The 19275-nt window shown below is 71.8% G+C and carries 16 protein-coding genes and 2 pseudogenes; 7 read left to right on the forward strand and 11 right to left on the reverse strand.

Features of this window, described 5'->3' with window-relative positions:
• The 8 genes and pseudogenes from AB0D66_RS26025 to AB0D66_RS26060 all read right to left on the reverse strand — a co-directional run.
• Positions 1–2130: pseudogene (locus AB0D66_RS26025) on the reverse strand (Tat pathway signal protein); the annotation flags it as partial.
• 143 nt (positions 2131–2273) lie between these two features.
• On the reverse strand, positions 2274–3038 hold the full coding sequence (locus AB0D66_RS26030; protein ID WP_362308150.1) for an alpha/beta fold hydrolase: 765 nt from the start codon (positions 3036–3038) through the stop codon (positions 2274–2276).
• Between the two features lie 111 nt (positions 3039–3149).
• Complete coding sequence (locus AB0D66_RS26035; protein ID WP_362308153.1) at positions 3150–3698, reverse strand: hypothetical protein; 549 nt, start codon at positions 3696–3698, stop codon at positions 3150–3152.
• A 134-nt stretch (positions 3699–3832) separates the two neighbouring features.
• Positions 3833–4600, reverse strand: coding sequence for a succinate dehydrogenase iron-sulfur subunit (locus tag AB0D66_RS26040; protein WP_362308156.1), 768 nt, complete (start codon positions 4598–4600; stop codon positions 3833–3835).
• Entirely contained in the window at positions 4600–6354 is a 1755-nt protein-coding gene (gene sdhA / locus AB0D66_RS26045; RefSeq protein ID WP_362308159.1) for a succinate dehydrogenase flavoprotein subunit, read from the reverse strand. The genes AB0D66_RS26040 and sdhA overlap by 1 nt, the downstream gene beginning before the upstream one ends.
• 23 nt (positions 6355–6377) lie before the next feature.
• Positions 6378–6869 carry a succinate dehydrogenase hydrophobic membrane anchor subunit gene (locus tag AB0D66_RS26050; protein ID WP_362308162.1) on the reverse strand — a complete coding sequence of 164 codons (492 nt, stop codon included), beginning with the start codon at positions 6867–6869 and terminating at the stop codon, positions 6378–6380.
• 5 nt (positions 6870–6874) lie between these two features.
• Complete coding sequence (sdhC, locus tag AB0D66_RS26055) at positions 6875–7255, reverse strand: succinate dehydrogenase, cytochrome b556 subunit (protein ID WP_362308165.1); 381 nt, start codon at positions 7253–7255, stop codon at positions 6875–6877.
• Positions 7256–7407: 152 nt separating this feature from the next.
• The gene (locus tag AB0D66_RS26060) at positions 7408–8010 is read right to left on the reverse strand and encodes a 2-oxo-4-hydroxy-4-carboxy-5-ureidoimidazoline decarboxylase (protein WP_362308168.1); all 603 of its coding nucleotides are present in this window, start codon (positions 8008–8010) and stop codon (positions 7408–7410) included.
• A 357-nt stretch (positions 8011–8367) separates the two neighbouring features.
• Here AB0D66_RS26060 and AB0D66_RS26065 point away from each other — a divergent pair, with 357 nt between their 5' ends.
• Both AB0D66_RS26065 and AB0D66_RS26070 read left to right on the forward strand, forming a co-directional pair.
• Positions 8368–9156 carry an RNA polymerase sigma factor gene (locus tag AB0D66_RS26065; RefSeq protein WP_362308256.1) on the forward strand — a complete coding sequence of 263 codons (789 nt, stop codon included), beginning with the start codon at positions 8368–8370 and terminating at the stop codon, positions 9154–9156.
• Positions 9156–10208, forward strand: a complete 1053-nt coding sequence (locus AB0D66_RS26070; RefSeq protein ID WP_362308171.1) for a hypothetical protein — start codon at positions 9156–9158, stop codon at positions 10206–10208. The genes AB0D66_RS26065 and AB0D66_RS26070 overlap by 1 nt, the downstream gene beginning before the upstream one ends.
• Positions 10209–10382: 174 nt before the next feature.
• Here the strand turns inward: AB0D66_RS26070 and AB0D66_RS26075 are convergent, their stop codons facing one another.
• Positions 10383–11255, reverse strand: coding sequence for a L,D-transpeptidase family protein (locus AB0D66_RS26075; RefSeq protein ID WP_362308174.1), 873 nt, complete (start codon positions 11253–11255; stop codon positions 10383–10385).
• 172 nt (positions 11256–11427) lie between these two features.
• Here AB0D66_RS26075 and AB0D66_RS26080 point away from each other — a divergent pair, with 172 nt between their 5' ends.
• Both AB0D66_RS26080 and leuE read left to right on the forward strand, forming a co-directional pair.
• Positions 11428–13011: a methylmalonyl-CoA mutase family protein gene (locus AB0D66_RS26080; protein WP_362308177.1), complete on the forward strand. Its 1584-nt coding sequence runs from the start codon at positions 11428–11430 to the stop codon at positions 13009–13011.
• Positions 13012–13055: 44 nt separating this feature from the next.
• Positions 13056–13706, forward strand: a complete 651-nt coding sequence (leuE, locus tag AB0D66_RS26085; protein WP_362308181.1) for a leucine efflux protein LeuE — start codon at positions 13056–13058, stop codon at positions 13704–13706.
• Between the two features lie 8 nt (positions 13707–13714).
• Here the strand turns inward: leuE and AB0D66_RS26090 are convergent, their stop codons facing one another.
• Together AB0D66_RS26090 and AB0D66_RS26095 are read right to left on the reverse strand one after the other, a co-directional pair.
• Entirely contained in the window at positions 13715–15049 is a 1335-nt protein-coding gene (locus AB0D66_RS26090; protein WP_362308184.1) for a polysialyltransferase family glycosyltransferase, read from the reverse strand.
• Positions 15049–16032: a glycosyltransferase family 2 protein gene (locus AB0D66_RS26095; RefSeq protein ID WP_362308187.1), complete on the reverse strand. Its 984-nt coding sequence runs from the start codon at positions 16030–16032 to the stop codon at positions 15049–15051. Before AB0D66_RS26095 ends, AB0D66_RS26090 begins: the two co-directional genes overlap by 1 nt.
• Positions 16033–16208: 176 nt before the next feature.
• Here AB0D66_RS26095 and AB0D66_RS26100 point away from each other — a divergent pair, with 176 nt between their 5' ends.
• The 3 genes and pseudogenes from AB0D66_RS26100 (at position 16209) to AB0D66_RS26110 (ending at position 19246) form a co-directional block, all read left to right on the forward strand.
• Entirely contained in the window at positions 16209–17510 is a 1302-nt protein-coding gene (locus AB0D66_RS26100; protein ID WP_362308190.1) for a DUF6716 putative glycosyltransferase, read from the forward strand.
• Positions 17507–17881 (forward strand): annotated as a pseudogene (locus AB0D66_RS26105) (NTP transferase domain-containing protein); the annotation flags it as partial. The gene AB0D66_RS26100 and the pseudogene AB0D66_RS26105, both read left to right, overlap by 4 nt.
• Before the next feature lie 456 nt (positions 17882–18337).
• On the forward strand, positions 18338–19246 hold the full coding sequence (locus AB0D66_RS26110) for an N-acetylneuraminate synthase family protein (protein WP_362308259.1): 909 nt from the start codon (positions 18338–18340) through the stop codon (positions 19244–19246).
• Positions 19247–19275: the final 29 nt, after the last annotated feature.

Consider the following 19275-nt stretch of genomic DNA (forward strand, 5'->3'; position numbering starts at 1 on the left):
GCGGGTGTCCATCAGGCGTGTCGGCGTGACCGGCTTGTACGTCGAGCCTGAGCCGTCGGTGGTGTAGTAGCCGGCGATGTCGGCGATGAGGTCGACGGATCCGGCGTTGTTGTAGAAGCTGACCCTTCCGTTCACGACGGGGACGACGACCAGGTTGGGGATGGTCTGCCCCGCCGTGAAGTTCAGGTTCGACGCGCTCGAACGGGCCGTGCCGTCGGGATGGACCGACACGTGGCTGCTCGTCGTGGGGTCGGTGGCCGTCACGTTCAGCACCACCGCCGTCACCCCGGACGCCGGAATCCCCGCCGTACCGGTGACCTGCAGCGTCACCGTGCCGCCCTGGCCCACCTTCGCCTTCGGCACGCCCAGCCCGCTCCGTGTGTCCATCAACCGCGTCGGCGTGACCGGCTTGTACGTGCCCTGGCCGGAGGTCGCGGGCGGCGTCACCGTCAGCGTGCCGCGCGGGTACTGGAAGTTGAGCGCGCTGACGCTGATGTTCCAGATGCCGGCGGGGGCCGTGCGCAGATCCACGGTCGCCTTCAGCGTCCGGGCGTCCTCCGAGACCGAGACCGTCGTGGCCGTCAACGGCGTCGGGCCGCCGGTCAGCTTGACGGTGGTCTTCATGCTCAGGGCCGTGCCCTGCACGGTGAGGGTCGCGACGGTACCGCTCTGCGCGGTGTTCGGGGTGACCGTCCCGACGGACAGCTCCTCCGGCCCACAGGGCGCGTTGGTGCAGGTCAGTTCGGCGCGGTAGGCCGTACGGTCCGTCCGGTCCGGCAGCCCGAGGACGAACAGGCCCTCGCCGAGGGTCTGGCATTCGTACGGGGAGGAGTTGCCCGAGCAGAGGTTGCGCTCGGTGCCGCTGTAGAGCGAAACCTCCGGGGTGGACTGTCCGCCGTCCGTGGCGGTGACGTCCGCCCTGAACCGGTCACCCGAGACGCTCGGCAGGACGGCGCAGACGGCCGTGCGCTCCTCGGAGAGCGTGCCGGTCAGCGGGCCGTACCCGTGCGCGACGGATCCGGCGCGGGGGCACTCGGGGGCGGGCCCGGAGGCCGTGGCGATCCGCCAGGCGTCGAGGCGGTGGGAAGCGGGCAGGGTCCAGCCGTCGGGGACCTGGGTGACGACCTGGTAGCTGGTGGAGCCGGTGACCGTACACGCCCAGGTCCGGGGGTGGCAGACGATGCCGCCGACCTTGTCCATGACCAGCATGTGCGTGCTGTCGTGGGCGTCGCGGGGATCGATGTGCAGCCGGTCCGTGGCGGCTGCCGTGGTGATCCGGTGGCAGCGCAGGCTGCCGTTCTGGCCGGACGTGCCGGCCGCGGCCGGGGCGCCGATCGCCGTCGCGGCGGAGGCGGTGCAGCCCTTGGCCGTCACGGTGTCGTCCCGGCGCTCAAAGGTGTGGCTGCGCGGGGCGTCCTGGCCCTCCAGCAGCACGGTGTAGGCCTTGCCGGCGGCGAAGCCGCAGCTGATGAGACTGTCCGTCCGGATGTTCTGGCCCGGTGCGGGGTGGCTGTAGCAGGAGGGGCCGTTGCCGTCGGTGTCGATGATGCTGATGCGCCAGTCCGGGAACAGCTCCGTGTCGTCCGGGAACCCGTAGCGGATCCGCAGGAGTTCGGAGGTGGAGTGCGCGTCGGCGGGGATGGTCAGGCAGTGCGAGAAGACGCCGTTGCCCGTCTCCAGCCGCACGGCCGCCGATTCGTCGGCGAACGATCCGGCGGGCAGCACCTGGCAGCCCGCCTGGAGCACGTCCGTACGGACGAAGTGGACCCCGTAGGGGCCGGTCGCCTCGGCGTCGTCGGCGCGCACCAGCGCACGGAACGGCGCCGCCCCGGTCAGGGCGCACTCACCGCCCACGAGGTCCCCCGACCCGCACTGCGCGGCGCCGTTCCGGTCCACCACGTCGACCTGGACGCTCACGCCCGCGCCGCCGCGCGAGGTGAGGGCCGCGACCCGGGCCCCCTGCGGACTCGGCAGCTCCAGGCAGTGCGTCTGCCCGGCGGTGGCGAACGTCCCCGCGTGGCGCCCCTCGGCGACGGCGACGCAGTCCTGCGCGGCGGGCGCGGCCTGCGCCGCCCCCACCGGCAGGAGAGCGGCGAGGACGCCGAACAGACACGTCAGGACAGTGGACATCGGGCGTCTTGCGGACGCCGTGACCGTTGGCATGAACCCCCCAGGGTGATGTGCGACGAGCGATGGTCGCACACCCGCCCGAGGCCCGCGGCAGGGGTGTCACCGGAGGACGGTGACAGCCGCGCGTCCCGTGGGCGTGCTGGTCACCGGGACGGGCCGAGGAACTCCAGCAGCAGGTCCGTGGTCGCGGCCGGGCGCTCCAGGGAGGGCAGGTGGCCCGCCCAGGGCAGTTCCACGTGGCGGGCGCCCGGGACGAGGGTCGGGAGTTCGGCCGCCATGTGGCGGAAGTCGGGGAGGTCGTGGGCGCCGCCGACGGCGAGGGTCGGGGCGGTGACGGCGGCGAGGTCGACGTCCGGCTCGGGGAGTTCGTGGTCGCCGGCGGGGGCCAGGGAGTTCTGGAAGTTCCGCAGCTGCAAGGCCCGTACGAGGGAGTGCGCGGCCTCGTCGGCGTCCGGGCCGAGCCAGGTGCGGGCGTTCAGGGCGGCCGCGCCGGCCAGGTCCCCGGCCTCCAGCAGCGCGTCCTCGGCGGCGCCGAACTCCTTCACCTCGGGGCTGTCGGGCCGGCGCCCCGGACGGCCCGCGCACAGCAGGGCCAGCCGGGTCACCCGCTCCGGGTGCAGCGCGGCGACCGTCAGGGCGACCCGCCCGCCGTACGAGGCCCCGACGAGCGCGGCACGCCCGATGCCGAGCCGGTCCATCACAGCGACGACGTCGCCGTGGTCGCTGTACGGCTCCTGCGCCGCGGGGGAGTCCCCGCAGGTCCGGAAGTCGAGCCGGACCACCCGGAACCCGGCTTCACCGAGCGGCCCGCACTGCGCGTCCCACATCCGCCGGTCGCAGACGGAAGAGTGCAGCAGCACGACGGCGGGCCCTTCATCGGCCCCTGACACCTCGAAGGAAATGGTCATCCGGTGATCATCTCGGTCCCCGGCCCGTGCCCGCCAGTGCGTTTCTCAGCGCCCTGGAGCTCGGGGGCTCGGGGACGCGAAGGCCCCGGAGCCCACCGCCCGGACGGTCCCTCAGATGCTGAGCGATCGTGCGAAGTTGAGCTGCGACATCACCCAGGGATACGTGTTCTGGTCCTGGGCCGGGATCATCGTGGAGTGGTGGCGGCCGCCGCTCGTCACGGTGATCTGGATGTAGCCCGTGGTCTTCTTCTCCTTCATCAGGAGGAACAGCAGGCCGAGCAGGCAGAACAGGAAGAAGATGACGGCCAGGATGATCGCGTGGGTCGGGATCTTCTCCTCGGTGCGCGAGAAGTCCGTCGCGTTCCACATCGCGCCCCGCAGCGGCATCGTGCCCGACGGGGTGATGATCTGGTCGCCCGCGATGGTGATGTCGCCGAGGGACATGCCCGCACCGCCGCCGGTGGGCGCGGGGACGGGCGCCGGCATCCCGGCGCCCATGGTCGGCTGGTAGGCCGGGGCCGCCGGGTAGGGCTGCGGGTAGCCGTAACCGGCCTCGCCGGGGCCCCACGTGTAGTCGCCCTGGCCGGGCTGGCCGGGCTGGCCCTGCGGGCCGGCGTGGCCCGGGTCGCCTGCGTACGGATTCGGCTGCTGCTCGCTCATGTGGCCGATCCTTCCACAGCGGGCACCAAGCCTGTACCCCGTAAGCGGGTAAGCCCGGGGCACGCGCGAGGCCCCGCACCCGGGAGCAACTCCGGGTGCGGGGCCTCGCGTACGGCGGCCTGCGGCTCAGGACGTCAGAAGCGGCGCGTGATCAGCGCACGCTTGACTTCCTGGATCGCCTTGGTGACCTCGATGCCGCGCGGGCACGCGTCGGTGCAGTTGAACGTCGTGCGGCAACGCCACACGCCGTCCTTGTCGTTGAGGATCTCCAGGCGCTGCTCGCCCGCCTCGTCACGGCTGTCGAAGATGAAGCGGTGCGCGTTCACGATCGCCGCCGGGCCGAAGTACTGGCCGTCGTTCCAGAACACCGGGCACGAGGACGTGCACGCGGCGCACAGGATGCACTTGGTGGTGTCGTCGAAGCGCTCGCGGTCCTCGGCGGACTGCAGGCGCTCGCGCGTCGGCTCGTTGCCCTTGGTGACCAGGAACGGCATGACGTCGCGGTACGCCTGGAAGAAGGGCTCCATGTCGACCACGAGGTCCTTCATCACCGTGAGGCCCTTGATGGCCTCGACGGTGATCGGCTTCTCCGGGTTGATGTCCTTGATCAGCGTCTTGCAGGCGAGCCTGTTCTTGCCGTTGATCCGCATCGCGTCGGAGCCGCAGATGCCGTGCGCGCACGAGCGGCGGAAGGTCAGCGTGCCGTCGAGGTCCCACTTGATCTTGTGGAGACCGTCGAGCACGCGCTCCTTCGGGTCGATCTCGATCTGGAAGTCCTGCCACTGCGCCTCGTCCGAGATCTCGGGGTTGTAGCGGCGGATCCGGAACGTGACCGTGATGTACGGCGAGGCCGCGGCCGCGGCCTCCATCTCGTCCGTCTTGGACAGGGTGGGGGTGGCCATCAGTACTTACGCTCCATCGGCTGGTAGCGGGTGACGACGACGGGCTTGTAGTCCAGCCGGACGGAATCCTTGCCGTCGGCGCCGACCTCGCGGTACGCCATGGTGTGGCGCATGAAGTTGACGTCGTCGCGGTTCGGGTAGTCCTCGCGGTAGTGACCGCCGCGGGACTCCTTGCGCGCCAGCGCGGACACGGCCATGACCTCGGCCAGGTCGAGCAGGTTGCCCAGCTCGATGGCCTCCAGCAGGTCCGTGTTGAAGCGCTTGCCCTTGTCCTGGACGGACACGTTCTTGTAGCGCTCGCGCAGCTCGGCGATCTTCTCGACCGCCGTCTTGATGGTCTGCTCCGTACGGAACACCATCACGCACGCGTCCATCGTCTCCTGGAGCTCCAGACGCAGCTCGGCGACCCGCTCGTTGCCCGTGGAGCTGCGCAGCTGCTCGACCAGGTCGATCACCTGCTGCGCCGGGTTCTCCGGCAGCTCGACGTAGTCGTGTCCGTGCGCGTACTCGGCCGCCGCGATGCCCGAGCGCTTGCCGAAGACGTTGATGTCCAGCAGCGAGTTGGTGCCCAGGCGGTTCGCGCCGTGCACCGACACGCACGCGACCTCGCCGGCCGCGTACAGGCCCGGCACGACGGTGGTGTTGTCCGCCAGGACCTCACCCTCGACGTTGGTCGGGATGCCGCCCATGGCGTAGTGCGCGGTGGGCTGGATCGGGATCGGGTCCGTGTACGGCTCGATGCCCAGGTAGGTGCGCGCGAACTCGGTGATGTCCGGGAGCTTCGCGTCGAGCTGCTCCGGCGGCAGGTGCGTCAGGTCCAGGTACACGTGGTCCCCGGCCGGACCGCAGCCGCGGCCCTCGCGGATCTCGGTGTAGATGGAGCGCGAGACGACGTCACGGGACGCGAGGTCCTTCATGACCGGCGCGTACTTCTCCATGAAGCGCTCGCCGTCCTTGTTGCGGAGGATGCCGCCCTCACCGCGGGCGCCCTCCGTCAGCAGGATGCCCATGCGCCAGATGCCCGTCGGGTGGAACTGGAAGAACTCCATGTCCTCGAGCGGCAGGCCGCGGCGGTAGCAGGCCGCCTGGCCGTCACCCGTGAGGGTGTGCGCGTTGGAGGTCACCTTGAAGAACTTGCCGGTGCCGCCGGAGGCGTAGATGACGGCCTTGGCCTGGAACACGTGGATCTCGCCGGTGGCGAGCTCGTACGCGACCACACCGGCCGACTTCTGGACGCCGTCCTCCTCGACCAGGAGCTGGTCCAGGACGTAGAACTCGTTGAAGAACTCCACGCCCTCCTTCACGCAGTTCTGGTACAGCGTCTGGAGGATCATGTGGCCGGTGCGGTCCGCGGCGTAGCAGGACCGGCGGACCGGGGCCTCGCCGTGGTTGCGCGAGTGGCCGCCGAAGCGGCGCTGGTCGATGGTGCCGTCCGGGGTGCGGTTGAACGGCAGGCCCATCTTCTCCAGGTCGAGGACCGCGTCGATGGCCTCCTTCGCCAGGATCTCGGCGGCGTCCTGGTCGACCAGGTAGTCACCGCCCTTGACCGTGTCGAAGGTGTGCCACTCCCAGTTGTCCTCTTCCACGTTGGCCAGCGCGGCGGCCATGCCGCCCTGCGCGGCGCCCGTGTGGGAGCGGGTGGGGTAGAGCTTCGTCAGCACGGCGGTGCGGCTGCGCTTCGTCGCCTCGATGGCGGCGCGCATGCCCGCGCCACCTGCGCCGACGATGACGGTGTCGTACTTGTGGATCTTCATTGGTTTCGCCTCAGCCCCGTTGCCTAGCGGATGTTCGGGTCGAAGGTGAAGATCACCAGCGTGCCCAGAAGGATGGTGAACACCGTGGCGGTGTAGAGCAGGCCCTTCAGCCACAGCCGCGTGTTGGCGCGCTCCGCGTAGTCGTTGATGACGGTACGCAGGCCGTTCGCGCCGTGCAGCATGGCCAGCCACAGCATCAGCAGGTCCCAGATCTGCCAGAACGGGGAAGCCCACCGGCCCGCCACGAAGGCGAAGCCGATCTTGGAGACGCCGCCGTCGAGCACCAGCTGGATCAGCAGGTGGCCGATGACGAGGACGACGAGCACGATGCCCGAGAGGCGCATGAAGAGCCACGCGACCATCTCGAAGTTCCCGCGGGTCGAGCGCGGGGTCTTGCCCGTGCGCTTGCGGGGGGCCTCGATGTACGGCGCCGGGTTGTCGACGTCGTAGAGGGTCAGGCCCGACAGGGAGCCGTCGTCGCCGATGACCTTGGCGGAAGAAGTGTCAGAAGACATGCGTGTCACTTCCCGAACAGTTCAAGGTAGGCGTGGCTGAGGACGGGGTAGATGGCCCCGATCATCAGCGCGATCCAGATGCCCACGACGTACCAGAGCATGTGCTTCTGGTAGCGCGGACCCTTGGACCAGAAGTCCACTGCGATGACACGCAGACCGTTGAGCGCGTGGAACAGGATTGCGGCGACGAGGCCGTACTCCAGCAGCGCGACGATCGGTGTCTTGTAGGTAGCCACGACATCGTCGTACGCCTCGGGGGAGACGCGGACGAGTGCGGTGTCGAGGACGTGTACGAACAGGAAGAAGAAAATGAGGACGCCGGTGACTCGATGAGCCACCCAGGACCACATTCCTTCCCGGCCGCGGTACAACGTTCCAGCCGGCACGGAAAACCCTCCGGAAGCGGGGCGGGGGCCAGCCGGCTTCTTTGTCGGTCGGGCCCGGCCGGGTACGGTCCTCCGGCCCCGGACATCGTAGCGACGCTTTGTCGGTTCCTTCGCGCGGGGGCCATCGGTGTGATCAAACAGGCTCGGACGGACTATCCGACAGGGGCGAATAGCCCCATTTCCGCCCCAGTCAGGCCATCGGAAGACGTCAGCCAATGTGTCAGGTCGCACAGCCGGGCCTGTGCGAGGCGGCGCAGCTCGTCGGCGGAGAGGGAGCGCTCCTCGTCCACGTCGTGCCCCATCCGGCGGCGGATCGCCGCCAGCAGCTGGTCCGCCTGCTCCTCCGGGGTGCGCCCTGCGAGGCAGATCACGAAGGCGTGGCCGAACTTGCGCTCGTACTCCGCGTGGCCCGCGGCGAGGGCCAGTACGGCGGCGTACGGGGCTCCGGGCTCCAGTTCCGCCGAGCACTCGGCGGCCAGCGCCTGCGCCAGGTCCGCGTGCGAGAGGTCGTACGACGCCTCGTCCGCGGCGGCGAGCAGCGCCTCGGAATCGGGGTAGGGGCGGTGCACGGCGACCCGGTGGGCCCAGCGCCGGCTGCCGCAGCAGTGCATCAGGGCCGCCTCGGCCGCCTCGGGGGTCAGGGCGTTGAACCGCGCCAGTCCGGAGCGGGAGGGGCCGGAGCTGCCGCGGGCCTGTGCCGGAAGGTGGCTGGACAGCGGGGGGCTCCTCGGGGCGTGGTGCGGGTGTCCTGCCACGCTATCGACGCCGGGTGGGGTGTGTCGTACGCATTCGGGGAATTCACCCGGAAGTGAGCCGAAAGGATGACGGGAGCATCATGGAGGCGTACCGAAGGGGGGCCGGGAGGTGGAGACGGCCCGGGGAGGGGAGGGCGGCCGAGGCCGCCACCCCCCACAGGAGAGGCCCCGGCCACCATCCGTCACGGGCTCGTGCGACAAGCCCGTATCCCTGTCAGCGCCCCGAGTGCGTTTTGTGTCACACCTCGCTCCGCGCAGGGTTGGTTGCTCGTTGTACAACTCGTGGACGAAGGTGCTTGAAAGCCGTAACGTGCTGATTTGCGCCAGACGTACAGGACAGTGAACGGGTTGGGGACTTTGCTGGGGGACGACGCGGAGCTGACCGCCGCGGTGCTCGCGGCACAGGACGGCGAAGAGAACGCGTTCCGTGCTGTGTACCGCGCCGTGCACCCACGCCTGCTCGGATACGTACGCACGCTCGTCGGCGACGGCGACGCGGAGGACGTGACCTCCGAGGCCTGGCTGCAGATCGCCCGCGACCTCGACTCCTTCACCGGTGACGCCGACCGCTTCCGCGGCTGGGCCGCCCGCATCGCCCGCAACCGGGCCCTGGACCACATCCGCATGCGCGGCCGCCGCCCCGCCATAGGCGGCGACGACACCGAGCTCACCGGCTGGGCCGCCGACTGCGACACCGCGGGCGCCGCGATGGAGGCCCTCTCCACCGGAAGCGCCATGGCGCTCATCGCGCAGCTGCCCCAGGACCAGGCGGAGGCCGTGGTGCTGCGGGTCGTCGTCGGCCTGGACGCCAAGAGCGCGGCCGAGACCCTCGGCAAGCGGCCCGGTGCCGTACGGACCGCCGCTCACCGGGGTCTGAAGAAGCTGGCCGAGCTGCTCGGCCCGGAGGGCGCGGAGGGCGGCTTCGAGCCGGACTCGGACCAGGGCGGGGACCGGGGCGGGGACCGGGGCGGGGACCGGGGCTCGGATCCGGGCGCCCGCGTCGGCCATAATGCCGGTGGCCAGGCACGGGGCGGCAGGGGCGGGAAGGATCTCGACGCCGTACCCGCGCAGCGCGGCCACGGCGGGGGCCTCGTAGAACAAACCGGTGTGACGCATTCACGTTGGCGGACGCAGAAGGACATGTGATGGCCGACGAGCGCGACAGGTGGCTGGACAAAGCCGCCGCCGACAGACTGCTGCGCGGCGAACCGGTGGAACCTGTGGGTCCGGCCGCCGATCCGCGTGCCCGGCGCGACGCCGCCCGGCTGCGGGCGGCCCTCGACAGCCTCGCCCCGGCCGCTCCGGCGGCCGGCGAACTGCCCGGTGAGGCCGCGGCGGTGGCCGCCTTCCGCGCCGCGCACGGAGCCGGCGCGCCGGCGTCTCCCGTACCCGCGTCCGCCGGACTCTCCGCCGCGGCGGCCCGCTCCGGCGGGCGCGAGCCCCTGGTCGCCCTCGGCCACGCCGTCGGCCCGCGCGTGCCCGCACCCCGGCGTTCCCGGGCGGTGCGGTTCGGCCTCGCGGCGGCCCTGGCGAGCGTCGCGGTCGGCGGCCTCGCCGCGGCGGCGGGCGCCGGTCTGCTGGACCGGCCCGTGCGCGACACCGCGGGTCCCGGACCCGCGATGTCGGTGAGCGCCGACGGGGACCCGGCCCAGGGCGACGGCGGCACGGGCTCGACGCTCGACCCGCAGCTGCGGCCGACCCCCCTGCGGGACGGCGCCGGCCCCACCGCGTCCGAGGGCACCTCGCATCCGCCCGGCACGGACGGGTTCGCGGAGTCCGGCGGCGACCCCCGCCGCGAGGGCTCGTCCGGTACGTCCGCCGTCGGCGGCACGGGCACGGGCACCGGCGGCGAGGACAGCGGCGACGGCCGGGACCAGGACGGCACGTTCCGTACGGACGGCCTCCCGGACGGCTCCGGCGGCGAGACCACGAGCCGGGACCGCGATCGCGACCGGGAGAACCAGCGCCGGGCCGTGGACCTGTGCCACGACTACCGGGCCGGACACCTCAACGACGACCGGCGCGAGCGGCTGTCCCGTCTGGCCAAGGGCCTGTCGCGGATCCCGTACTACTGCGAGGCCCTGCTGGACGGGGTCGTCCACGACGACGGGCGTACGAACAGCCCGAGCGCGCCGGCGGACGGCGGTGCGATCGACAGGATGCTCAGGAATCCGGCTCCGGTCGCGTCCCGCCTGTAACACTTTTCGAACCTGCGACGCAGTACATAACGAGCCGACTGGTCATCGGCCGCGCATGAGCCGGGGTTCCCCCCGTACCCCTGGGCTCTGCGCAACCGGCGCGGGCGGGGCACGTTCCCCCGGCCCTGCCCGCGCCTCTGACGTTTCGACCGCGCAGCCCGCGCCGCTCGGGCATCACCAGTAGACGACGACCTTGTCGCCGGCCTGGACCTGGCCGAAGACGGCAGCCAGCTTGCCCTTGTCCCGGACGTTCACGCAGCCGTGCGAGGCGCCGGCGTAGCCGCGGGCCGCGAAGTCGGCCGAGTAGTGCACGGCCTGGCCGCCGCTGAAGAACATCGAGTACGGCATGGACGTGTGGTAGAGCGTGGACGTCCACTCCTTCTCCTTGCGGTCCACCTTGAAGACGCCCTCGCGGGTCGGGGTGTTCTCCGAGCCGAAGCGCACGTCCATGGTGGAGACGATCTTGCCGTCGATCATCCAGGCGAGGGTCCGGCTCTCCTTGCTGATGCACAGGACCCGGCCCTCCATGCAGCGCGGGTCGGGCGCGTCCGGCTCGTTGACCGTCGGCGGGCGCAGCTCGTCGGCGGTGGGCTTCTTCGTGGCGCTCTGGATCTTCTTCCAGGTGGGCTCGTCGACCGAACCGGTGGCGTTCAGCCCGTTCTTCGACTGGAAGGACTTCACGGCCGCGGTGGTCTTGGTCCCGTAGAAGCCGGTCGGCGCGACCGACATCAGCTTGAGCTGCTTCAGGCGGGCCTGGAGCTCGCGCACCTGCTCGCTGTCGTCGCCGTTGGCCATGACCTGCTTCACCGTCGGCGAAGGGGAGGCGGACGGGGACGCCGAGGCGGAGGCGGAGGCCGACGGGGACGGCGAGGCCGGCTTGTTGTCGGCCGACGGGGAGGATTCGGGGGAGGCGCCCGCCGTGGGCGAAGAGGGGGCCGAGGAAGCGGAGCCCGCGGACTCCGACTTCTGCGGCCCACAGGCGGTCGCGGCGAGCGCGACGGCGGTGGCCACCCCGAGCGTGCGGATTATGACTCTCTGGCGGTGCATCAGCAGTCCCCCGATTTCTACGTTGTGTATCTAGGTGATGCCTCGCGTGCGTGGAGAGTTGCACTGGGTCCCTGGATGTTGCGCCATTGTGACCAGCAGCCGTCCGCGGTCTTACGAAGCGGGACGGTTGTACCAGTCCCGGGCCCGCTCGCTCTACGGAGGTCTTCGTCACATGGCACGCACCGAGAGCGGAATCCCGATCGAACCCGTCTACGGACCGGCCGATCTGACGGGGTGGATCCCGCGGGTCGAACTGGGCGAACCGGGGGATTTCCCGTACACCAGGGGGATTTATCCCACCATGTACACCGGTCGGCCGTGGACCATGCGGCAGTACGCCGGCTTCGGCACGGCCGCCGAGTCCAACGCCCGCTACCGGCAGCTCATCGAAGGCGGCGGGACCGGACTGTCCGTCGCCTTCGACCTGCCGACCCAGATGGGCCACGACTCCGACGCGCCCCTCGCGCACGGCGAGGTCGGCAAGGTCGGGGTCGCCGTCGACTCCCTCGACGACATGCGGACCCTGTTCGACGGGATCCCCCTCGACCGGGTCTCCACCTCCATGACCATCAACGCGCCCGCCGCGCTGCTCCTGCTGCTCTACCAACTGGTCGCGGAGGAACAGGGCATCTCGGGCGCCCAGCTGACGGGCACGGTCCAGAACGACGTGCTGAAGGAGTACATCGCGCGCGGGACGTACATCTTCCCGCCCGAGCCCTCGCTGCGCCTGACCGCCGACACCTTCCGCTACTGCCGGGCCGAGATCCCCCGGTGGAACACCATCTCCATCTCCGGCTACCACATGGCCGAAGCGGGGGCTTCGCCCGCGCAGGAGGTGGCCTTCACCCTCGCCGACGGCATCGCGTACGTCCGTACGGCGCTCGCGGCCGGCATGGCGGTCGACGAGTTCGCGCCCCGGCTCTCCTTCTTCTTCGTCGCCCGCACCACCCTGCTCGAGGAGGTCGCGAAGTTCCGCGCGGCCCGGCGGATCTGGGCCCGGGTCATGCGCGAGGAGTTCGGCGCGCGGGACCCGAAGTCGCTGATGCTGCGCTTCCACACCCAGACTGCCGGGGTCCAGCTCACGGCGCAGCAGCCGGAGCTGAACCTGGTACGGGTGGCCGTGCAGGCGCTGGCCGCCGTACTGGGCGGCACGCAGTCGCTGCACACCAACTCCTTCGACGAGGCGATCGCGCTGCCCACCGAGAAGTCGGCCCGCCTGGCGCTGCGCACCCAGCAGGTCCTCGCGTACGAGACGGACGTGCCGCACACCGTCGACCCCTTCGCCGGGTCGTACGCGGTGGAGCGGATGACGGACGACCTGGAGGCGGCCGCGCTGGACCTGATGGGGCAGGTCGAGGCCCGGGGCGGTGCGGTGGCCGCGATCGAGGCCGGTTTCCAGAAGGCGGAGATCGAGCGGAACGCCTACCGCATCGCGCGGGAGACCGACGGCGGGGAGCGGGTGGTGGTCGGGGTCAACCGCTTCGCCCTGGAGCAGGAGGAGCCGTACGAGCCGCTGCGCGTGGACCCCGGGATCGAGGCGCGGCAGCGCGCGGCGCTGGAGCGGCTGCGCGCGGAGCGGGACGGGGAGGCGGTGGAGGAGGCGCTGGCGCGGCTGCGGGAGGCGGCCGCGGGGACGGGGGCGAACGTGCTGTACCCGATGAAGGAGGCGCTGCGGGCACGGGCGACGGTGGGGGAGGTGTGCGGGGCGCTGCGGGAGGTGTGGGGCACGTACACCCCGGCGGATTCCACCTGGTGACACCGGTCTTCTGACAGGTGCGTCCCTATGGGACACTCCTGCCCATGCTGGGTGTGACAGATCTTCCGACGTATCTCGCCGGCCTGGTGCTGATCGTTCTGCTGCCGGGGCCGAACTCGCTCTACGTGCTGTCCGTCGCCGCGCGCCGCGGGGTGAAGGAGGGCTACAAGGCCGCCTCCGGGGTGTTCACCGGGGACACCGTGCTGATGGTGCTGACGGCCGCCGGCGCGGGAGCGCTGCTCCAGGCGAGCCCGCTGCTCTTCACCCTGGTGAAGTTCCTCGGCGCCGGGTACCTGGCGTGGCTGGCCGTGGGGATGATGCGGGCCGCATGGGAGATGTGGCGCCATCGCAAGGCGCGGCAGGAGGAGATCCTGACCGGCGAGGAGCCGGCCGGCGGCCTGGAGCGGCCGTACCGGCGGGCGCTGGTGGTGAGCCTGTTCAACCCGAAGGCGATCCTGTTCCTGCTGTCCTTCTTCGTGCAGTTCGTGGACCCCGGCTACGCCTACCCCGCGCTGTCGTTCCTGCTGCTGGGGACGCTGTCCCAGCTGGCGAGCTTCCTGTACCTGTCGACGCTGATCTTCACCGGGACCCGGCTGTCCGCCGCGTTCCGCCGCCGCAAGCGGCTGTCGGCCGGGGCCACCTCGGCGGCGGGCGTGCTGTTCCTCGGGTTCGCGGCCAAGCTCGCCGTCGGCTGAGGCGCCCCTCAGCGCAGGACGCGGCGCAGCCGCCGGGCCATGCGCCGCACCGCCCTGCTGCGCGGCAGGAACGACAGCTGGGCGGGGATGCCGCCCGGCAGGCCCAGTGCGGTCAGCCGGCGGCGGGTGAAGTACCGCCAGGTGCGGCCGGTCAGGTGCCGGGACAGGTAGGCCTCGGCCATCGGCCGGCGGGCGGCGAGGATCTGCGGCTGCATCGTGAACCCGACGGCCGTCAGCAGCCCGGCGGGCTCGGCGCGGACCCGCTCGGGCGTCGGGGGAGCCCAGGTGCGCACGGCGTCCGCGTCGGCCAGGTCCGGGAGCAGGGCGTCCACCAGGGCCAGCGGGACGCGGTTGCTGTTGGGGTACGGGGTGAGGCGGGCCAGTATGGCGTCCGTGCCGGTCCGCGCCACCGGCAGCCCGTACAGCGTGGCGGCGGTCAGCAGGCCGGTGGAGAAGCAGCCGACGACCAGGGCCGGGCGCAGCCGCTGGTAGAGGGTCTCGGCCAGGAACGGCGTGTCGACCACCGTCATCCGGGCACCGAGCCGCTCGGCCTCCTCCTCCGCGCGGCGGGAGTACGCGGCCGGGGCGCTGGGGTGCGGTTTGAAGACGAGCTCGGTGTGGCCGAGTGCGTGGGCGCCGCGGACCATCGAGACGTGGAGCTCCTCCTCCTGGTCGGGGGTCATCAGGTCGAGCGCCGAGAGGTACTGGCCGAGCAGCAGGGCGGGGGACTCCCCGACGCCGTCCAGGGCGGTGTCCTGCGAGGGCAGTTCCGCCAGCACCTTCAGGAAGGCCTCCGAGGGCACCAGCTCGACCCGTACCCCGAACTCGGTCAGCAGCAGCGGCTCCAGCCCGGGGACGAGGTCCAGGTGCAGGACGCGCCGCACGCGCATCCCGAGCTGCGGGTCGAGGCGGATGCGGGTGGGCCCGTAGCTCATCAGGCCGTCGGCGTACACGTCGACGGCGGCGCCCGGGAAGATCCGGCACAGCGCCTGGGCGGGCGGCACCTGGAGGGACTCCACGACCAGTTCGACGCGGTCCTCGCCGAGGTCCCACAGGGCGCGCAGCTGCCGCTCCCACAGCGGGACGTCCTCCGCGCGGGGGGTCCAGGTGCTCGGGTGCTGCGGTGCGATGACGCGGTTCCAGTCGAGGACCTCGTCGAAGCGGGGGCGCAGCGCGTCGAAGCCGGGCATGTCCGCCACCCCGGGGCTGACCTCGGCGGTGACGGCGTGGTTGCTGGTGAGCAGGATCCGGCGGGCGGAGGGCGGGAAGACGCCCGCGTCGACGCCGGCGGCGAGGGTGGCGGCTCCGTAGAGGGTGGAGGCCAGGAAGATCTGGGTGGGCATCAGGCGTTCGCCCCCGCGGCGGTCGTACGGCGGCGGCCGCGCACGCGGCGCAGCAGGGTGGAGCGCTCCGTGTCCATCGAGTCCAGGACCAGGTCCAGGACGCCCCGGGGCATGCGGCCGAGTGCGGCCGTGCTCATGGAGCGCAGTTTTCGGGCCACGTCCGGTTCGAACCTCTCGATGGATCCGAAATGGTGCGCGATAATCGCGCAATATGTTCGGACGGCTTTCGGGAGCAGCAGGTCCGATTCTACGTCCGCGGCGGTGTCCGAGAGCACTTGATCAAATGCGCGAATGAAATCGAGCTGCCGTTCGTCGCCGATTTGCGTCAAAGAGGTGGAGACCCCGCGCCGGTAGAAGATTCCGGGCATTCCGATCGCGGCGAACGATTCCGCCTCACGGTGCAGCCGCCAGATCCACGGCCGGTCCTCGGCCGTCCGCAGCCCGTGGGTGAAGTGCAGCAGCCCGCGGTCCAGAAGGCGCCGGTGGTACATCCCGGCCCAGGCGTACGGATAGTCCACCGAGGTGGCCCGGTCGGCGGGCAGGATCGCGGTGCGCGGATCGGCGACGACCGACTGCGGGCCGTAGGGGACGCGCTGCACGCTCCGCGTCCTGCCGGTGCACTTCACATGGTCGGTACGGACGAAATCGCAGCTCAGAGACTCGATGGCGGCGAGGGTCCGGGCCAGGTGGCCGGGGGCCAGCCAATCGTCCCCGTCCAGGAAGGCGAGGTACTCGCCGTTCGCCGCGTCCAGGCCGGTGTTCCGGGCGGTGGCCAGGCCGCCGTTCTGCTCGTGTCTGAGGTGCACCGCCCCGGGCAGTTCGCGGGCCGCCCGCTCGAGCAGGGCGGGCGTCCCGTCCGTCGAGCAGTCGTCGACGAGCAGGAACTCGAAATCGTCCCGGGCGTTGAGTTCGAGACTCTTCAGGGCATCTGGTGCATATGTCTGCACGTTGTAGAACGGCACGACGACGGAGAGCTTGGGCACCCGTGAGACATTAGGACGCCGCCCGGCATTCACTGTGACCCCGACGCGGATTCCACGTGAACGGCGCGCGGCGGGCGCGTTAACCCGGGCGCTTTCGCATTCCGTCGACGCGTTGTTAACCCGCTGTTGTGCGTTCGTTGGGCCGATCACCGAAATTGCGGAATAGCTTCTGCCGCGTGCCAGAACGCAAACGCGTCGCCGTTATCGCCGATTCCGACACGCGATGGAAATGGGGCGCACTCACCGCCCGCCGTCTCGTGCCCGACCACCAGCTCGCCGGATTCCTGCTGCGCGGACGTGCCACCCCCACCGCGCGCCAGCTCGGCGAGGTGGGCGTCCAGGGCGACCGGCCGACCGAGGTGACCTGCGCGCAGTTCCTGTCCGAGATCGGGCGGGAGCACTACGACGTGGTCGTCCTCGCCCTGGTCGGCGGGGCCGTCCAGGCCGTCCTGCACGGGGCCCGCGCCCTGTGGCCCGAGCCGGCCGGCCGCCCCGTCCTCGTCACGGGATACGTGGGCGTCGTGTACGAGAAGCTCGCCGACGGCCTGCTGCTGCGGCACGGCGCCGACCTCGTGCTGGCCAACTCCCGCCACGACGCCGAGCGGTTCCGGGCCGTGTACGAGGGGGTCGGCGCGGACGCCGGGGCCGTCACCGAGACGGCACTGCCCTTCCTCGGCGGGGCGCCGTACGAGCCGGCCGGACCGCGGACCCACACGGTCGTGTTCGCCGTCCAGCCCTCCGTGCCCGACAGCCGCGCCGACCGCGCGTACCTGCTGGAGCGGGCGGCCGGGCACGCACGGCTGCACCCGGACCGCGAGGTGCTGATCAAACTGCGCAGCCGCCCCGGGGAGCACACCACGCACCTGGAGGAGCAGCCGTACCAGCGGCTCGCCGCCAGACTCCCCGGCGGGCTCCCGCCCAACTGCCGCCTGGTGTACGGGAACATGGGCGAGGTCCTGGACGGCACCGACCTGCTGGTCACCGTCTCCTCCACCGCCGCCCTGGAGTCCCTGCACCGCTCCATCCCGACGGCCGTCCTCACCGACCTCGGCATCCGCGAAGCCCTCGGCAACCACCACTTCCTGGGCTCCGGCTGCTTGGCCTCCTGGGACCAGCTCGACGCCGGGCTGCTCCCGCAAGGGGACCCGGACTGGCTGGCGGCACAGGGCGTCACCGGGGACGGGGACCCCTACGCCGCCGCCCGGGCGAAGATCGACGGCTTGCTGGGCGAGGTCCGGCTCCCGGCGCCCGCGCCCTACTACACGCTGACCACCGCCCCCCGGTACCTGCCCGGCATCCTCGCCCGGCAGCACCTCGCGCCGGACGGCACCCCGCTGCCCGGCGCGGTCCGCGAGCCGGCGGGGCAGTCCCGCCTGCGCCGCAGGCTCCGCGCCCACCTGCGCGACGCCGCCCGCGGGGCCTACCGGCACGGAGTGCAGCGCGTGGCCCCCGTGATCCGCCGGATGGGGGAGCTGTGAGCCCCCGCGTCCTCGCCGTCATCCCGGCGCGCGGCGGCTCCAAGGGGGTTCCCGGCAAGAACCTCGCCGAGGTGGCCGGCATCCCGCTCGTCGCCCGCGCCGTCCGGGCCTGCCTCACCGCGCCGACCGTCACCGACGTGGTGGTCTCCACCGACTCCGCGGCGATCGCCCGGGCCGCCCGCGCCGCGGGGGCCGGCGTGATCACCCGCCCCACCGCGATCTCCGGCGACACCGCCAGCAGCGAGGCCGCCCTCCTGCACGCCCTCACCGCCTTCGAGGAACTGCACTCGGTCTGCGTGGACGTGGTCCTCCTCGTCCAGTGCACCAGCCCCTTCCTCGCCTCCTCCGACGTGGAGGCGGTCGCCGCGGCCGTCGCCTCCGGCGCCGCCGACTCGGCCCTGACCGCGGCCCCCTTCCACGGCTTCCTCTGGCGGGAGGACCCCGAGGGCTTCGGGACCGGGGTCAACCACGAGACGACGTACCGCCCCCGGCGCCAGGACCGCCCCCAGGACCTGCTGGAGACCGGCGCCGCCTACGCCATGGACGCCGCCGGCTTCCGTACCGCCCGCCACCGCTTCTTCGGACGCACGCTCCCCGTCGCCACCGACCCCGCGCGGGTCCTGGAGATCGACGACCCGCACGACCTGGAGCGCGCCCGCCTGCTCGCCCCGCTGCTCGACGTACGACCCGACCCGCAGCCCACACCCCACGCGGCACCCGAAACACCCCACGCGGCATCCGACACACCCCACGCGGCATCCGAAACACCCCACGCCGCCCCCGCCGCACCCGCTCTCGTACCCCCGCACCGAAGGACGTCACCTGTCATGACCGCCTCCCCCAACACCCGCCTGCGCACCTTCGGATCGCGTACCGCCGGCCCCGGCCGGCCCGTGTACGTCGTCGGCGAGATCGGCATCAACCACAACGGCGACCTCGGCAACGCCTTCGCCCTGATCGACGCCGCCGCCGAAGCCGGCTGCGACGCCGTGAAGTTCCAGAAGCGCACTCCCGAGATCTGCACCCCGCGCGACCAGTGGGACATCGAGCGCGACACCCCCTGGGGCCGCATGACCTACATCGACTACCGCCACAAGGTGGAGTTCGGCGAGGACGAGTACCGCGCCATCGACGAGCACTGCGCCGCCCGCGGCATCGACTGGTTCGCCTCCCCGTGGGACACCGAGGCCGTCGCCTTCCTGGAGAAGTTCGACCTCCCCGCCCACAAGGTGGCCTCCGCCTCGCTGACCGACGACGAGCTGCTGCGCGCCCTGCGCGCCACCGGCCGCACCGTCGTCCTGTCCACCGGCATGTCCACCCCGAAGCAGATCCGCCACGCGGTGGAGGTGCTCGGCAGCGACAACATCCTGCTCTGCCACGCCACTTCGACATACCCGGCCAAGGCCGAGGAGCTCAACCTGCGGGTCATCAACACCCTCCAGGAGGAGTACCCCAACGTCCCGATCGGCTACTCCGGCCACGAGACGGGCCTGCAGACCACCCTGGCCGCCGTCGCCCTCGGCGCCGCCTTCGTCGAGCGCCACATCACCCTCGACCGCGCGATGTGGGGCTCCGACCAGGCCGCCTCCGTCGAGCCCGGCGGCCTCGCCCGCCTGGTCCGCGACATCCGCACCATCGAGACCGCCCTCGGCGACGGCGTCAAGCGGGTCTACGAATCCGAGCTCGGCCCCATGAAGAAGCTGCGCCGCGTGCAGGGCGAGCTCGCCGCCGTCTGACCCGCGGTCCGCCCCGCGGTCCACCCGAG

Origin of the sequence: Streptomyces sp. NPDC048270 (assembly GCF_040652335.1) — a bacterium.
GTDB lineage: Bacteria > Actinomycetota > Actinomycetes > Streptomycetales > Streptomycetaceae > Streptomyces.

Bases quoted from the DNA above. Each gene is read 5' to 3' on its own strand.
- leuE (WP_362308181.1), top strand. From the start codon at position 13,056: ATGCTGGGTGTGACAGATCTTCCGACGTATCTCGCCGGCCTGGTGCTG.
- AB0D66_RS26070 (WP_362308171.1), top strand. From the start codon at position 9,156: ATGGCCGACGAGCGCGACAGGTGGCTGGACAAAGCCGCCGCCGACAGA.
- AB0D66_RS26080 (WP_362308177.1), top strand. From the start codon at position 11,428: ATGGCACGCACCGAGAGCGGAATCCCGATCGAACCCGTCTACGGACCG.
- AB0D66_RS26110 (WP_362308259.1), top strand. From the start codon at position 18,338: ATGACCGCCTCCCCCAACACCCGCCTGCGCACCTTCGGATCGCGTACC.
- AB0D66_RS26035 (WP_362308153.1), bottom strand. From the start codon at position 3,698: ATGAGCGAGCAGCAGCCGAATCCGTACGCAGGCGACCCGGGCCACGCC.
- sdhA (WP_362308159.1), bottom strand. From the start codon at position 6,354: ATGAAGATCCACAAGTACGACACCGTCATCGTCGGCGCAGGTGGCGCG.
- AB0D66_RS26075 (WP_362308174.1), bottom strand. From the start codon at position 11,255: ATGCACCGCCAGAGAGTCATAATCCGCACGCTCGGGGTGGCCACCGCC.
- AB0D66_RS26050 (WP_362308162.1), bottom strand. From the start codon at position 6,869: ATGTCTTCTGACACTTCTTCCGCCAAGGTCATCGGCGACGACGGCTCC.
- AB0D66_RS26090 (WP_362308184.1), bottom strand. From the start codon at position 15,049: ATGCCCACCCAGATCTTCCTGGCCTCCACCCTCTACGGAGCCGCCACC.
- AB0D66_RS26030 (WP_362308150.1), bottom strand. From the start codon at position 3,038: ATGACCATTTCCTTCGAGGTGTCAGGGGCCGATGAAGGGCCCGCCGTC.
- AB0D66_RS26040 (WP_362308156.1), bottom strand. From the start codon at position 4,600: ATGGCCACCCCCACCCTGTCCAAGACGGACGAGATGGAGGCCGCGGCC.